This window comes from Nostoc sp. FACHB-888, from assembly GCF_014696655.1.
Taxonomy (GTDB): Bacteria; Cyanobacteriota; Cyanobacteriia; order Cyanobacteriales; family Nostocaceae; genus Nostoc.
The window spans coordinates 13,371-28,317 of sequence record NZ_JACJQM010000027.1 but is presented as its reverse complement, the minus strand read 5'-3'; the positions used below and the strand labels follow the sequence as shown (position 1 = coordinate 28,317).

The 14,947-nt window shown below is 42.6% G+C and carries 13 protein-coding genes; 8 read left to right on the top strand and 5 right to left on the bottom strand.

Going from position 1 to position 14,947, the window contains the following annotated elements; genetic code table 11:
• Window positions 1-40: 40 nt before the first annotated feature.
• Window positions 41-1,111, top strand: coding sequence for a thiamine-phosphate kinase (thiL, locus tag H6G26_RS18100; RefSeq protein WP_190730572.1), 1,071 nt, complete (start codon window positions 41-43; stop codon window positions 1,109-1,111).
• Window positions 1,112-1,192: 81 nt separating this feature from the next.
• On the opposite strand, the gene H6G26_RS18095 is transcribed toward thiL, so the two are convergent.
• Both H6G26_RS18095 and nadD read right to left on the bottom strand, forming a co-directional pair.
• The gene (locus H6G26_RS18095; protein ID WP_190730571.1) at window positions 1,193-2,206 is read right to left on the bottom strand and encodes a type I glyceraldehyde-3-phosphate dehydrogenase; all 1,014 of its coding nucleotides are present in this window, start codon (window positions 2,204-2,206) and stop codon (window positions 1,193-1,195) included.
• A gap of 116 nt (window positions 2,207-2,322) precedes the next feature.
• Window positions 2,323-2,949: a nicotinate (nicotinamide) nucleotide adenylyltransferase gene (gene nadD / locus H6G26_RS18090; RefSeq protein ID WP_190730570.1), complete on the bottom strand. Its 627-nt coding sequence runs from the start codon at window positions 2,947-2,949 to the stop codon at window positions 2,323-2,325.
• Window positions 2,950-3,351: 402 nt separating this feature from the next.
• On the opposite strand from nadD, the gene murC reads away from it, so the two are divergent.
• The 4 genes from murC (at window position 3,352) to H6G26_RS18070 (ending at window position 7,026) form a co-directional block, all read left to right on the top strand.
• Entirely contained in the window at window positions 3,352-4,815 is a 1,464-nt protein-coding gene (gene murC, locus H6G26_RS18085; RefSeq protein ID WP_190730569.1) for a UDP-N-acetylmuramate--L-alanine ligase, read from the top strand.
• A gap of 124 nt (window positions 4,816-4,939) precedes the next feature.
• Entirely contained in the window at window positions 4,940-5,941 is a 1,002-nt protein-coding gene (gene murB / locus H6G26_RS18080) for a UDP-N-acetylmuramate dehydrogenase (protein WP_190730568.1), read from the top strand.
• 197 nt (window positions 5,942-6,138) lie between these two features.
• Window positions 6,139-6,486 carry a YbaB/EbfC family nucleoid-associated protein gene (locus H6G26_RS18075; protein WP_190730567.1) on the top strand — a complete coding sequence of 116 codons (348 nt, stop codon included), beginning with the start codon at window positions 6,139-6,141 and terminating at the stop codon, window positions 6,484-6,486.
• Window positions 6,487-6,555: 69 nt separating this feature from the next.
• The gene (locus H6G26_RS18070) at window positions 6,556-7,026 is read left to right on the top strand and encodes a low molecular weight protein-tyrosine-phosphatase (RefSeq protein ID WP_190730566.1); all 471 of its coding nucleotides are present in this window, start codon (window positions 6,556-6,558) and stop codon (window positions 7,024-7,026) included.
• A gap of 41 nt (window positions 7,027-7,067) precedes the next feature.
• Here the strand turns inward: H6G26_RS18070 and H6G26_RS18065 are convergent, their stop codons facing one another.
• Window positions 7,068-7,751, bottom strand: coding sequence for a response regulator transcription factor (locus H6G26_RS18065; protein WP_190730565.1), 684 nt, complete (start codon window positions 7,749-7,751; stop codon window positions 7,068-7,070).
• Between the two features lie 640 nt (window positions 7,752-8,391).
• Here H6G26_RS18065 and smpB point away from each other — a divergent pair.
• Together smpB and H6G26_RS18055 are read left to right on the top strand one after the other, a co-directional pair.
• The gene (smpB, locus tag H6G26_RS18060) at window positions 8,392-8,859 is read left to right on the top strand and encodes an SsrA-binding protein SmpB (RefSeq protein WP_100900463.1); all 468 of its coding nucleotides are present in this window, start codon (window positions 8,392-8,394) and stop codon (window positions 8,857-8,859) included.
• Window positions 8,860-9,040: 181 nt separating this feature from the next.
• On the top strand, window positions 9,041-9,331 hold the full coding sequence (locus H6G26_RS18055; RefSeq protein WP_190730564.1) for a WGxxGxxG family protein: 291 nt from the start codon (window positions 9,041-9,043) through the stop codon (window positions 9,329-9,331).
• Between the two features lie 456 nt (window positions 9,332-9,787).
• Here the strand turns inward: H6G26_RS18055 and H6G26_RS18050 are convergent, their stop codons facing one another.
• Both H6G26_RS18050 and H6G26_RS18045 read right to left on the bottom strand, forming a co-directional pair.
• Complete coding sequence (locus H6G26_RS18050) at window positions 9,788-11,206, bottom strand: IctB family putative bicarbonate transporter (RefSeq protein WP_190730563.1); 1,419 nt, start codon at window positions 11,204-11,206, stop codon at window positions 9,788-9,790.
• A gap of 388 nt (window positions 11,207-11,594) precedes the next feature.
• The gene (locus H6G26_RS18045) at window positions 11,595-13,154 is read right to left on the bottom strand and encodes a GAF domain-containing sensor histidine kinase (protein ID WP_190730562.1); all 1,560 of its coding nucleotides are present in this window, start codon (window positions 13,152-13,154) and stop codon (window positions 11,595-11,597) included.
• Between the two features lie 568 nt (window positions 13,155-13,722).
• Here H6G26_RS18045 and H6G26_RS18040 point away from each other — a divergent pair.
• The gene (locus H6G26_RS18040) at window positions 13,723-14,907 is read left to right on the top strand and encodes a DegT/DnrJ/EryC1/StrS aminotransferase family protein (protein ID WP_190730617.1); all 1,185 of its coding nucleotides are present in this window, start codon (window positions 13,723-13,725) and stop codon (window positions 14,905-14,907) included.
• Window positions 14,908-14,947 lie beyond the last annotated feature (40 nt).

Below are 14,947 nucleotides of genomic sequence, written 5' to 3'. Positions count from 1 at the left end.
ATCAGTTTTCTTAGTAATTTTGCAACGCGGAAAACCGATTGTGAACAGTAAGTTATCTTCTCAACAAGTACAAGAAATTGGTGAACAAGGTCTTTTAGAAAGATTGCAACGCTTTTGTCCACCAGAAATTATTGGGGATGATGCAGCAGTACTTGTGACTGCACCAGAGCAATCTTTAGTAGTTACAACAGATGTGCTGGTTGATGGCGTACATTTTAGCAATGTCACCACTTCCCCAGAAGATGCTGGTTGGCGAGCTGCTGCTGCCAATTTATCAGATTTAGCAGCAATGGGCGCTTCCGCATTGGGAATCACCGTCGGGTTGGGACTACCCGGTGAAGTTAGGGTGAGTTGGGTTGAGCGATTGTATCAGGGAATGACAGAATGCCTGCAAAAATACAATACCTCAATTGTCGGAGGTGATGTCGTGCGATCGCCTGTAACTACTCTAGCAATTACTGCTTTTGGTCAAGTTAACCCTAGCCAAATTATCCGCCGTTCTGCTGCTGTAGTCGGGGATGCGATCATCGTTACAGGCGTTCATGGAGCCTCAAGAGGTGGCTTAGAACTGCTCTTGCATCCCGAATTAGGACAAGACCTCAACGACGAAGAAAAAACGGCTTTAATCCTCGCCCACCAGCGCCCACAGCCACGATTAGATGTTTTACCAATCCTCTGGAAAATTCTAGAATCTCAATCCCAAATCCAAGTTACGCTGGAAGCGCACCAAAGGTGCAGCCTAAAATCCAAAATTCCTATAGCTGGTATGGATAGCAGCGATGGTTTGGCAGATGCAATTATCCAAATTTGCCGCGCCAGTGGTGTTGGCGCTGTCCTAGAACGCAGACAAATCTCCATGCCAGCAGCTTTTGACAATTGGCTGACACAAGAGCAAGCGCTAGCTTATGCTCTATACGGTGGCGAAGACTTTGAATTAGTGCTGTGTTTGCCACAAGAATCAGCATTAGCCTTAGTAAAACATCTTAGTCAAGGTGCTGCGATCGTGGGAAACATTACATCAGGATCAACAGTACTATTACACGACGAACAAAAAAAATTCCCTGACCAAGTTCTCAGTCTCAGCCAGGGATTTCAACATTTTGGTCAATAGTCCTTTGTTCTTTATCATTTGTCCTTTGTCTAAAACTAATGATTAATGACTAATGACTAATGACTAATGACTAATGACTAATTATTGCCACTTCGCGGCTACTAATTCTGCCAAATCCAAAACTCGTTGGCTGTAACCCCACTCGTTGTCATACCACGCCATAACTTTTACTAGGTCATTGCCCATAACCAAAGTCAAGCTGGAATCGACAATCGAAGAAGCATCGCTACCTTGATAATCAGAAGATACCAGTTCTAGTTGGCTATAGTCCAAAATGCCTTTGAGTGGCCCTTCGGAAGCATCTTTTAGAGCTTGGTTAACTTCTTCAGTAATAGTACGCTTCTCAACCTGAACTACGAAATCTACCATTGAGACGTTCGGGGTAGGTACGCGTAAGGCAACACCATTTAGTTTGCCTTTGAGGTCTGGGATAACCAGCGCCACTGCTTTTGCTGCACCAGTAGAGGTGGGTACAATGTTTATCGCTGCTGCCCTCGCCCGTCGCAAATCCCGGTGAGAAGCGTCTAGCAAACGTTGGTCACCTGTGTAGCTATGGGTGGTGGTCATCGTGCCTTTGATGATGCCGAACTTATCGTTCAACACCTTGGCAATTGGTGCCAAGCAGTTGGTAGTACAGCTAGCGTTACTGATAATGTGGTGTTTGTTGTGGTCATAGTCGTGATGATTCACACCAACCACAAAAGTGCCATCCTCGTTTTTACCAGGAGCGGTAATCAGAACTTTCTTGGCTCCAGCATTCACATGCTTGAGCGCTCCTTCTTTGCTAGTAAACACCCCGGTTGCTTCGATAATTAAGTCAATTCCCCAATCTTTCCAGGGCAAGTTTTCTGGGTTGCGATCGGATACACACTTAATGGTCTTACCGTTAACGATGATAGAGTTATCATCGGCACTAATCTCAGCACCCTTGATCTTCCCTAGCATTGAGTCATACTTCAGCAGATGAGCATTGGTTCTAGGGTCTGATGTGTCATTAATGGCCACAAGGTCGATTTGACTATTCTCTCTACCCACCCAGCAGCGTGCGAAGTTACGTCCAATCCGCCCGAAACCGTTGATTGCAACTCTAATCACAGTGTCTTGCCCTCTGTATTTATGCTTATATGTTGATATCGTTGACCCCAATCATATCGCAAAGGGGGGGGGCACTTTTAACCATAAAGTGTTAGATCAACAAAAAAACACATAATTTATTCAGATTTGTTCGAGTAGAGATTGTTGTTAGTGATATATGATCTAACCGTTTCCGGGACTAAATAACGAATTGACTGGCGAACGCAGCAAAATTTGCGAATTAGACTTGACGAAACTCCTACTAAAGGTATATCTAAGAGTTGCCAGTGAATGGTAAGTGACTGCTCTTTGAATTGTTCCTCCACTTGCTTGCAGATTAATTTGCTTTGAGTTATAGTCTCACCACCTAGCAGTCGGGGTGCGATTAACCAATCACACATTTGTGCTAGTTCGTGTCCACGGTACCAACGAGGTAAGGTTTGGAAAGTATCCAAGCCCACAATCCAGTACCAGTGAGTATTTGGGTAAGAAGCAGATAAATCGTTCAGCGTGTTCATCGCATAGGAAGTCCCAGAGCGATTTGCCTCCACTAGTGAGACGGTAAACCCTGGGTTATCTTTTATGGCTAATTGCAGCATTGCCACACGATGCTCAAACAAAGCTGCTTTTTTGTGAGGAGGATTTAGGGATGGCACCCAAATTACCTTTTCAAGCGATACTTGATGCAAAGCTGTCTCGGCTACGAGCAGGTGTCCCCAATGAATTGGATCAAATGTGCCACCAAAAATTGCTAATTGCTGCATCCAGTTATATCTGGGTTTTATGCAATTGAAAAATAGTTTCATTACCAATGTACTATTGTAGTCAATTCAGTCCTAAACTTGATGCAATTTAAAATCAGTTTCACTAACAATGTATGATGTAGCCAATTCCAGTAAGGTAGTCAAAAATATGTATTTGACATTACAAGAATTTCTTTCCCGATGCGGTCAAAATTTTCAGAATAATCTTAACAACAGTTCAGAAATAGCAAAAACCTCCAACCAAGGTAAAATCATTCTGAACAAGGAAAACCAGAGCGGAATCATCATTTGGCCATTAAACATAAACATGATACAGAGACAGTTACGGTAAAAATCAAATTCCTGTTATGATACGCGTGTCATTTGTGATTATGGTGTGGTGTGGTGTAAAAGGAGCAATAAATGACTAATTCTGTAGATTTTAGTGGTAGACCATTTCATTTCATTGGTATCGGCGGCATAGGTATGTCTGCTCTGGCATACGTTCTTGCCAAGCGTCAATTTCCAGTATCAGGTTCGGATCTTCGTGCTAACCACATTACGCACAAATTGGAATCTATCGGCGCTCATATTTTTGGTAGACAAGAGGCAAGCAATCTTGAATTCTTTCGCCCTCAAGTATTAGTGAATCCAGTAGTATTAAATTCACAAGAACAATTACCTACTGATACTAAGTCAAAACTACCTCAAGTCATTTGTTCAACAGCAATTAACACAAATAATTTAGAATACAAAGCAGCACTAGAATTAGGTTGCCCAATTTTTCATCGTTCAGATCTACTAGCAGCCTTGATTGCCGATTACCACAGCATTGCAGTGGCAGGAACACACGGCAAAACTACAACCAGTAGCATGATTGGCTATATGCTTCTAGAAGCTGGCCTAGACCCAACGATTTTAGTTGGTGGCGAAGTCAATGCTTGGGAAGGTAATGCTCGATTGGGACAAAGCCAATATTTGGTAGCCGAAGCAGATGAATCTGATGGTTCCTTGGTAAAACACGCTCCAGAGATTGGCATCATCACCAATATTGAACTTGATCATCCTGACCATTACGATACATTAGAAGAAGTAATTGACATCTTCCAGACGTTTGCTCAGAGTTGTAAAACATTGATAGGTAGCATTGACTGTCCTACAGTGCGCGATCGCTTGCAACCTACAATCAGCTACAGTTTACATTCAGATACAGACGCTGACTATACCGTTACTAATATTGATTATCGGGCTGATGGCACCACGGCTCTAGTTTGGGAAAGAGGCAAAGCTTTGGGCGTGTTGAAATTGCGGCTGCTCAGTCGGCACAATCTCAGTAATGCCTTAGCAGCAGTGGCTGTTGGTCGCGCCTTGGGTTTAGAATTTGGAGAAATCGCTAAAGGTATTGCCACCTTTGAAGGAGCAAGACGTCGCTTTGAGTTCCGAGGTGAAGTTGATGGTATTACCTTCATTGATGACTATGCTCATCATCCCAGCGAGATTCGCGCTACTCTTGCCGCAGCACGTTTACAGGCAAGACCAGCACAAAGAGTGGTTGCAATCTTCCAACCCCATCGCTATAGCAGGACACTCACATTTTTAGAAGAATTTGCCGAGTCGTTTACCCATGCTGATTTGGTTGTACTGACTGATATTTACAGTGCAGGTGAACCCAATTTAGGGCAAATTACTGGTGAACATCTAGCGGCGGAAATTGCTAAACAGCATTCTCCTGTAGTTTATCAACCAACTTTATCCTCAGTGTGTGAGTTCTTGCTGCAAACACTACGCCCAGGAGACTTGGCGCTGTTTTTAGGGGCTGGGAACTTGAATCAGGTGATTCCTGAAATAATTACGACACTTTGCGAACCGGCTAAAGCCACATCTTAAGTGGAAACTTTGCGAAATTTTATTTCTGAACAAAGCGCTCTTCTAGCAATGGTTTCATTTGTGAACTCTATTACCGTATCTTTGCGGTAAATAAATGTAAAAATTTTACCAAAACAAAGTAAAGATGACCATTTCCCAGGCAGCTGGAAACGTCTGCACAGTTTCTGCTTTGAATACAAAGAAACATCAAACGGTTAATTCAGTGGACAGTGAAGTTATTTACTTACCTAATACTGATTGTACGATCAAGCCCCAGGCTTGCTTGTCAGCGTTTACTTCCTATAGAGTTGGGGGAGCAGCTGATTTGTACGTTGCCCCCCGAAACTTAGAAGCACTGCAAGCAAGTCTTAAATACGCAAAAGAACGTGATTTAAAGGTGACAACACTAGGAGCAGGTTCTAACCTGCTAGTGAGCGATCGCGGTATATCAGGCTTAGTCATTGCTACTCGTCATCTCCGCTTCAGCAACTTTGACCCCCAAACCGGTCAATTAACCGTTGCTGCCGGAGAATCAATTCCTAGTTTGGCATTGGCGGCAGCAGAATTAGGATGGCAAGGATTGGAATGGGCTGTCGGTATCCCTGGAACAGCCGGAGGTGCGGTGGTGATGAATGCAGGGGCACATAATAGCTGTATCGCAGATATGTTAGTTAGTGCCGAGGTACTTTCACCCGATGGTACGCTGGAAACTCTTACCCCTGAACAGTTAGGTTATAGCTACCGAACTTCATTATTGCAAGGTGGCGATCGCATAGTCACCCAAGCCACCTTACAACTCGCGCCAGGTGCAGACCCAGCAAAAGTTGTGGCAATCACTAAAGAACACAAAAAGCATCGCTTGAGTACCCAACCATACAACTTTCCCAGTTGTGGGAGTGTATTCCGCAATCCCAAACCTTATAGTGCTGGCTGGTTGATTGAACAAACTGGTCTGAAAGGCTACCAAATTGGTGGAGCGCAAGTAGCACTACTCCATGCTAATTTCATCGTTAACCGGGGCGGGGCAAAAGCCAGCGATATTTTTTGCCTCATTCGCCACATCCAACATCAGGTACAAGAACGTTGGTCTATTAATTTAGAGCCAGAAGTCAAAATGCTCGGAGAGTTTCAAGGTGCTTGTGGATAGGGAATGGCGAGTAGGGAGTGGGGGCTGGGAGATGAGGTAACAAGGGAGGCAGAAAGAGAAATAACTGATACTCTATTTCCTACTCTCTACTCCCCACTCTCTGATGCATTAATTATTAGTAAAAAAATAGGCAAATTACTTACCGCATCTATAATTGAATTTGATTTGTTATTCAACGCACAAGCGTAAATATAATTATGACAGGAAAAGGACAGGGATTCGGCTTTGGCTTAGGAAAAATGAAGGAACTAGCCGAAGCTTTTAAAAAAGCACAGCAAGTTCAAGAAGGTGCAAAGCGACTCCAAGAAGAATTGGAGCAAATGGAGATTCAAGGAGAATCTGGCGGTGGTCTAGTGAAGGTGATTGTCAGTGGGAACCAGGAACCCAAGCGGGTAGAAATTTCTCCAGATGCTCTAGGGGAAGGTGCAGAAGTACTTTCTGATCTCGTGACGGTGGCAATGAAAGAAGCCTACAACAAGTCCACTGCAACAATGCGGGAACGCATGGAAGATTTGACCAGTGGACTGGAACTTCCTGGATTTTAGTCAAAAGTCATTAGTCATGGCTCATTGGTCAAATGACTTTTGACTCTTGACAAAAGACAAAAAATATCTATGGCTTACAAGTTGTTATTTGTCTGCTTAGGTAACATCTGCCGATCGCCATCGGCAGAAAACATTATGAATCATCTAATTGAGCAGGCTGCCTTGAACGAACACATCCTCTGTGACTCAGCTGGTACATCTAGTTATCACATTGGTAGCCCACCTGACAGACGCATGAGTGCTGCGGCTGCTACAAAGTTGGGAATTAAACTGCGTGGTCAAGCACGCCAGTTTCAAAAGTCAGACTTTCAAGACTTTGATTTGATTTTAGCGATGGATCAAGAAAATTATGAGAACATCATCGCTCTTGATCAAACTAAGCAGTATCAGCATAAAGTGCGTTTGATGTGCGAGTTTTGCTCTCGGCACACCCTAAAGGAAGTTCCAGACCCCTATTACGGTGGTCAAGAGGGATTTAATCAGGTTATTGATTTACTGATTGATGCTTGTGAAGGTCTGCTCACAAAAGTTAGGAATTAAAAGTTAGGAGTTAGGAGTTTTATTCCTCACTCCTCACTTTTTTATTCCACCAAACCATGCTTCATCGCAAAACGCACTAATTCTGCTCGGTTGCTGGTTGAAGTTTTTCTCAATAAACTGCTAACGTACTTTTCCACTGTGCGAGGACTCAGGTGTAGCTGATGACCCATATCGGCATTAGAAAGACCATGAGTCAATAACTCTAAAACTTCCTGTTCTCTATGAGTTAGGGACGAGTGCAAATGGGATTTCTGAATTTGAGTGGACAGAGAATTATGGGCATCCGCCGCTTTTGTCGAGGCGGAAATGCCCAAACTCTCTTTATGAGAGAATCGGTACTCTGATTGAATAATTTGCGATCGCTCCAAAAGATTGCGGATTGCTGCTGCTAACTCTTCCAATTCAAAAGGCTTAGGTAAGTATAAATCACACCCTGATTGGTAGCCCAAAATTCTTTCTTGGGTCTTAGTTCGGGCCGTTAATAAAATGACAGGCAATAACCGAAACACTGGTTGTTGACGCACTCGGCGCACTAGTTCATAACCATTCATCTGTGGCATAACGATATCTGTAACAATCAAATCAGGATGATACTCATCCACCATAACCAAAGCCTCTTGACCGTCATTAGCCGTGATCACTGAGTAGCCAGACAGTTCAAGATAGTCGCTAACAGACAGACGAGTGCCCAAATCATCATCCACTACAAGGATCGTCAAGGGCATGGACAATACACCCCTAGCATTTTTTTTACTCAGAAATTTGCTTCTACGCGCTTCATCAGTGAACACAGGCAAGAATAGTGTTCTTATGTTTCATACTATGACAGGATTACCAGGTAATGAATGCCTTCAAGAGTGATTTATAAAATCAATCTTAAATCCTTAAGAAGGATTAAGGAATTTAAACTCACCTTTGACTCCCTACGCTTGGAAGGCACAGAGAGCTTGGTAATTTGTAACAACTCATCAATAAGGTAGAGCAAATGCTTACCACAGTGTAAATTAATATTGACATAATTAATAATTGCTCAAAAACTAAGTAAGTATAAGTATCCTTTTTTGTCCGTTGTAATTAATCCTTAGTCAATCACTAATGATTATTGGCGTCATACCAATTATTTGTAAAACTACACAAAATCGGCCTTCGTCAGACTTGGAGCTTGAGCTAATTTTTCTATTCAACCTCACAGGTAATTGGGATCAGCTAACTTAAAGTTGCCAGAAGACTCTTAATTTTGAACTGAATAAAAGCTAAATTAGTGATATACAGTTCAGAATTTATAGCGGTTCTAAGATACAGCCTATAATTAACAAGCTAATCCAAATAATTTTTTAGGTACATTTAAAGCACACAAAATTATCAATGAGCGACAAGAGCGACAGTTACAAAGTTATTAGCGACAACCGCCAAGCCCGTTATTTGTATGAAATTCTAGAAACTTACGAAGCTGGAATCGAGTTGACAGGAACCGAGGTTAAGTCCATTCGTGCGGGTAAAGTCAATCTTCAAGATGGCTATGCTTTGCTTCGCAATGGTGAAGCATGGTTGATCAATGTGCATATCTCGCCTTATAACGCTAGTGGGCAATATTTTAATCATGAACCACGGCGTACACGCAAGTTGCTATTGCATCGCAAAGAACTTCGCAAGCTAATTGGCACAGTAGAACAGCAGGGTTTAACTTTAATCCCTTTAAAAATGTATCTCAAACGCGGGTGGGTAAAAGTAAGTATAGCCCTTGGCAAAGGTAAAAAGCTCCACGATAAGCGAGAAGACCTGAAACGACGCCAAGACCAGCGTGACATTCAACGGGCAATGAAAAACTATTGAGCGTTAATGCCGCTAAACTACCACACCAGAGTGAGAAACCCATTGCTGTAAGAAGTATGTTGTATGTCCACAGCGTGAGTTGTGAAAATTCCTAGTTTATAGCCGCAGATTGATTTTCTTTAGGTTAGGAATTGATAAAGTGGTTAGTAACTTCGGATGGCATAAGGAATTGTCACAACTTATGAAAAGTAATTTCATTACAGCTGTTAGTGCTGGTGTTCTCAGCTTGAGTATAGGAGTTTTACCTTTAACTCTATCCGCACAAGCTCAGACGACAAATGACCCCGGAGCAAATACTACTTCAGGAACGACCACAACGACCACTTCCGACGATCGCAACGGTTTTGATTGGGGTTGGCTAGGATTGCTTGGTCTAGCTGGTTTGGCTGGTTTGGCTGGTAAAAAGAGTGAGAGCCAACCTACTGCTTACCGCGACCCTAATGCTCCAGGAGCCACTAACTATAGGGACTAGTACCACAAGGCGGAAGTCAAAAGGAGCCAGCGCATGCGGCCTTCTCCCAAAGCGAAAGGCTAGCGCCTGCCGTAGGATGCCCAAAGGGCTGTAGGGAGTTTCGCCCATGACTGACTGGCGTCGGCTCTGCCGACGTGTACCCCTACTGGGAAACAAGCTACGCTCTTAGCGTTTTTGCTCTTTAACCTCAGTTCGGGTTAAGAAAATTTATTCAGCGTTAGTTGACGGAAACGACGCAAACACGTTGACCTATCTCAGAATCAAGCAACGGTGTAATAAGGGTTTCAACTTATGCCGAACTTAGGTTCTTTAGCAACTAGCTCTCAAAAGTCAAAAAGCTTTAGTTTTGGGCTTTCTGACTGTAATGAAATGGTACGTTTATTACCGCCGGACTGTTACTAGATGATTCAAAATTGTCAGTTGTTTAGTAGAAAAACAACTGACAACTTAATTATCTTAATTTACTGTTGATTCTAAATTAGATGAATTAGTCTGATTTTGACCTAAAGGTGTCCAGTAGCTAGCAATTAAGCCAACAATGAGCCACCAGAGCGTATTAACTTCAGGACGATACCAAACAGTATCTACGGTTCCATGAGCTAGCATCCCTAACAAAATAGCGATCGCTCCAATTAACCAAAATCCCTCTACATTTCTCAATCGTCGCAATCGTTGCATCTGTAGAAATGCCGTATTGAAGGTGACAGTTATTAGCCAGAGAAAGCAGGCTAAACCAACAAAGCCAGTTTCTACAGCCACTTCTAACAAAATAGAATAAGCACTTAAAGCAGTGTAACGAGGGCGTTGGTAAAGCGGATAAACTTTATTAAAAGAATTATGGCCAGGGCCAATGCCGAAAATCGGGCGATCGCGGATCATATCAAAGACTGCATCCCAGACATTCCGGCGAAAATTATTACTGCTATCTTTGCGATCAGCAAAAATGCTCAACACCCGGATCTGCACAGGCTCTACAAATATTACTGCTAGTATCAATACCCCGATCAAACCTCCTAAAACAATCGGTATTGACCAAGTGCGCCAAAAAGGAGGCATTTCTACGCTTTTCCAATAAACTAGCAATGTCATCACAGCCAAAATTGCTACCACTAGTCCAATCCAACCGCCACGGCTAAAAGTGAGGATTAGGCAAGCAGTATTTACAATCAACATTGTTAATGCCAAAGCTTTTTTAAGCCAGCTTTGCCATGCAAAAATTGCCACCAAGCTAAAAATTACTGCTGGTAAGAGGTATCCAGCCAATAGATTCGGATTGCCTAAATAACTGTAGACTCTTGTAGTCTTAGACAGAGGAGATTCTGGATCAACCCAAGTTGCTAGTGCTGTGGCTCCAAAAAACCATTGCCGCAACCCATATACGCTGACAATTAACGATATGTGCAGATAAAGTGTGATAATCCAAGATCGCAGGCGAGGCGACCTCAGTATCCTGGCACAAAGGGCAAATAGCAGCAAATACAAGGTCAACGTTGCCAAGTCGTTAAGTGCGGCCTTTTTCACTGGTGATAATGCTGTTGCTACTGCGGCAATTCCCCAGTAGAGCAATACCAGTAGGTGAATGGGAGTGACTGAGGAGGCATTTGCTGGTGTTACTTCATCAGATAAAGTCAACAACAGCCAAAATCCTACACAAGCCACCAGCAACAAGCCCACCAATGTACTCGAAACAAAAGGTGCAAGCGCATATACTAAGCTGAGTAAAGCCGCTGCGATCGCATCTCCCCACTGAATCAAGATGCTGGTTTGCCGCCAAGAACTTAACAGTCCCACCAGAAAACGGTGTACGTAACTGCTAGCAAGGTATTCTTTGAGCGGTAAAGATGATAAAGTAAATCGTTGCCAGACTAAATTCATAAAAAACATTGCGATCAATTAGCCTGCCGACGCAGAACTTGGAATTGATCATAATGCCTATGGCTATAAAAAGGTAATAACAGAAATTGCACATCGCATAACGGCACTCTTATTCCCAGCCATCAGGCACTGCCTTTAATCAAAAACCACTTTAGGCAATACGAAGTTAAGATAGTTCTTAATGTACTTAGTACAGCTTTATGTAAGATCGTGACGAATTGAGGGTTGAAATTTAAACGCATAGGCGCTTTATCTTCCCACAGAGTAGAGGCACAGAGTTAAGCACAGAGGCACGTAGAGAATTCGCTACGAATTAATTAAATGTTGTATTTATTACACAACAAGTAGATACAAAGTACGTCTTTCCCAATGCCCAACGCCGATCTGATTAGACATCGCCAATGGATTGTGAAGGAGCCGCCAGCTGCAATGGCAAAGAAAGCACATAACGATATCCTGATTCTGGTGAACCTTGAATCAAAATTTGCCCACTATGTAATTCTGCTAGTTGACAACTTAGCAAAAGACCCAAGCTTTCACGAGAAATACTTCCATGTGATTTAGCTACATTTATACCTGAACTAGCAGCAAATAAGTTTGAGTGGGAATCACTCAAGTTTTTTGAATTGTCCACTGCTACTGATGAAGTATCTCGTTGCTCCTGGCTTTCTGTATGAGTATTGTAAGTTGCTACCTCACCTGTAAGCTCCAGCAGTGATAAAGAATTGAGGCCGAAGTAGGGATCAACCTCAGTGATACCGTCCCCTAGCCAAGGATGGGAAACCCAAATGGTAATGTTGAGCGTATCTTCCTTGTAAGAAACATGAATGCGAACAATGCTACCTGTAGCCGAAAGTTGAATCACACTGAAAATCAGGTGATAGAGGATTTGCCGCACCTTGTCTTTATCTAAAGGCCAAATGCGGTTGCGTCCCGGTTCAATAGAGAGGCGAATATCTTGTTCGCGGCGATTAGCTACTTCCTCAAGGGTATTGATAGCTTGTTGACATAGCATTTCGATATCTACAGGAGCTATATTTAGCACAGTTGAGTTGTCATCCATAGCTCCTAGTTCGGTAATTTCGTTTACTAAGGAAAGTAAGTACCGACCACTGTGTTGGATAATTTCCAAATATTCTCTCTGCTTAGTCGTCAAAGGCCCATAAATCTCACGTCCTAAAACACTAGCCATACCAAGTACAGATGTTAAGGGCGTGCGTAACTCCTGAGTTAGCTGATCTAAAAGTTCCAGTTTTAGTTGTTTGGTAGAAACAGAGTCACTATCTTTATCTTTAGCGACTGGGGTGATTTTAATCTCAGTATTACGTTCGTCATGGAGTGAAAATATAGGAGCGATCGCAGGAGTGCTGGATTCGAGTTTCCTTTGCAGGAGACGATTACGCTCAAATTCACTCATGCTCCAACGAGCTATGATTTGTAAAAACTCAATGTCTCGGTTTGTAAAATTGCGTGGCACTAAATCCATCACTGCCAATGCACCCAAGCAATTTCCTTCTGCATCAATCAGTGGCGCTCCTAAATAAGCACGAATCCCATAATCTTGCACCAACTTACTACTAGCAAGTACTGAGTCTGTAACCTTATGCGTATCATTAATTACAAATATTTGAGAACTCTCTACTACTTGAGTGCAAAAGGATTCCCGGCGTGCTAGTTGGCGGCTTTGTGCCAAATGATTCATGAGTCCCAACCTAGATAAGCCCACGGCTGACTTGAACCAATGGCGTTCTTGATCCACAAATCCCAATATGGAAATTGGTGCTTCCAAAAAGTGGGCAGCAGTCTGTGTGGCTTCTTCAAAAACTGGAATCGTTTCTGATTGCCGCAAACCTAAATCTGACAAAGCTTTGAGGCGTTGTTGTTCTCTCGATTCATGAGAGTCCCAACCATCCTTTAGGGCAAATAATTTGTTTTCAGGCTCTACCATTGCCACTGCTACCTTAATAATTTCTTGATCCTGTAATTGATAAATTGATACAAGTCCTATTTCTAGGTTATCAATTGCTATTTTTAAGCATTCCCTAATTTTGCCTCTAACAAACAAGTTTGGGGCAAAAATTTTTTACCCTTTCCATTAAGTTGGTAAAGCAGTCTTGAGCAGTTACTAGTTACTGGTACTGAATGTTCTCTATTTAGCACTGTTGTAGTCTTTATTGCTTGAGTTTTACGATCAGACTGCGTTAGATTTGGATTCAGTCAGGGTAACCTAATGCTAAGGATACAATACCAAAGGTCTGCAATTGTTCATGTACAGAAGGGAAAATTGCTATTGCAATCTTTAAGGTAAATTTACTTACAATAATTATATTTATGTAATTTTTATAACAGTAATTACTCATGACAGTTAGCACTGATGTCTGACAATCCAAAATAGTTTATATAACTCTTTATCCGATAGATTGAACCTATTACAATTTAACACTGAAATTGTACAGGTTTTTCTATTTTTTCCATCCGAGGAAATCTCTCTTTGAGGACAACTGGTAATGAATAAAATGACTATTAGAGTTCCTTTTGTAGACTTGAAGTTACAACACGAACCAATCCAAACACAATTGCAAGAAGCAATCCAATCTGTATTGGAACAGGGAGATTTTATTTTAGGGCAAGCACTCTCAGATTTTGAAGCAGCATTTGCGGCAGCATCGGGCGCAGCTTATGGTGTTGGTGTTGCATCAGGAACAGATGCGATCGCTCTCGGATTGCAAGCGTGTAATGTTGGTGCTGGCGATGAAGTGATTTTACCCGCAAACACTTTTATAGCAACCTTGATTGGAGTGCAACGGGCTGGCGCGAAGCCAATTTTAGTAGATTGCGATCGCCAAACAGCCTTAATTGATTTAGAAGCCGCAGCCAAAGCAATTACGCCTCAAACTAAAGCAATTATCCCTGTACATCTCTATGGACAGATGGTATCACCACGCGAGTTATTGAACTTTGCCGATACCTACAAACTTCTAATTTTTGAAGACGCAGCACAAGCACACCTTGCCCAAAGAGATGGATATCACGCCGGTTCAGTAGGCGTAGCAGCAGCTTTTAGTTTCTATCCCAGCAAAAATTTGGGAGCATTTGGGGATGGGGGAATGCTGCTGACGCAAGATTCAGATGTAGCCCAGAAGATGGTGCGTTTGCGAAATTATGGTGCATCGCAAAAGTATTTTCATACTGAACCAGGTACAAATAGCCGCTTGGATACTTTACAAGCAGCGATCTTGCACCAGAAGCTACCATATTTACCACAATGGAATCGCGATCGCTTGACTATTGCCCAGCAGTATGATGCAGAACTAGCACCCTTGGCAACTGCTGGTATTATCCCTATGGAAAACCAAAGTGATACAGGCCATGTGTATCATCTTTATGTGATTAGAGTTGATGATTCTTGCCCAATAGAGCGCCAGCAACTCCAGGAAAAACTCACAGCAGTAGGAATTCAAACTGGCATTCACTACCCAATTCCTTGTCATCTCCAGCCAGCATTCAGCAACTTAGGCTATCAGCCTGGAGATTTCCTTGAAGCAGAAAAACTGTCACAGCAAATATTATCATTACCGATGTATCCTGGTTTGAGCAGTAGTCAAGTCAAAGAAGTTGTAGCTGCGATCGCTCATGCAGTCTCAACAACTTCTCAGGTAGATCAATCCTCCCCTCTTGACCTTGGCAGCGTGGTAACCTGAAGTTAATTCATACCTAATGTGCATCTAGCAATTAGACATT

What these genes read in the sequence shown, in the direction of transcription:
- murB (WP_190730568.1), top strand. Translation starts at nt 4,940, where the DNA reads ATGACCATTTCCCAGGCAGCTGGAAACGTCTGCACAGTTTCTGCTTTG.
- nadD (WP_190730570.1), bottom strand. Translation starts at nt 2,949, where the DNA reads ATGCAGCAATTAGCAATTTTTGGTGGCACATTTGATCCAATTCATTGG.
- H6G26_RS18050 (WP_190730563.1), bottom strand. Translation starts at nt 11,206, where the DNA reads ATGAATTTAGTCTGGCAACGATTTACTTTATCATCTTTACCGCTCAAA.
- smpB (WP_100900463.1), top strand. Translation starts at nt 8,392, where the DNA reads ATGAGCGACAAGAGCGACAGTTACAAAGTTATTAGCGACAACCGCCAA.
- murC (WP_190730569.1), top strand. Translation starts at nt 3,352, where the DNA reads ATGACTAATTCTGTAGATTTTAGTGGTAGACCATTTCATTTCATTGGT.
- H6G26_RS18075 (WP_190730567.1), top strand. Translation starts at nt 6,139, where the DNA reads ATGACAGGAAAAGGACAGGGATTCGGCTTTGGCTTAGGAAAAATGAAG.
- H6G26_RS18065 (WP_190730565.1), bottom strand. Translation starts at nt 7,751, where the DNA reads ATGCCCTTGACGATCCTTGTAGTGGATGATGATTTGGGCACTCGTCTG.
- H6G26_RS18045 (WP_190730562.1), bottom strand. Translation starts at nt 13,154, where the DNA reads ATGGTAGAGCCTGAAAACAAATTATTTGCCCTAAAGGATGGTTGGGAC.
- H6G26_RS18055 (WP_190730564.1), top strand. Translation starts at nt 9,041, where the DNA reads ATGAAAAGTAATTTCATTACAGCTGTTAGTGCTGGTGTTCTCAGCTTG.
- H6G26_RS18040 (WP_190730617.1), top strand. Translation starts at nt 13,723, where the DNA reads ATGACTATTAGAGTTCCTTTTGTAGACTTGAAGTTACAACACGAACCA.
- H6G26_RS18070 (WP_190730566.1), top strand. Translation starts at nt 6,556, where the DNA reads ATGGCTTACAAGTTGTTATTTGTCTGCTTAGGTAACATCTGCCGATCG.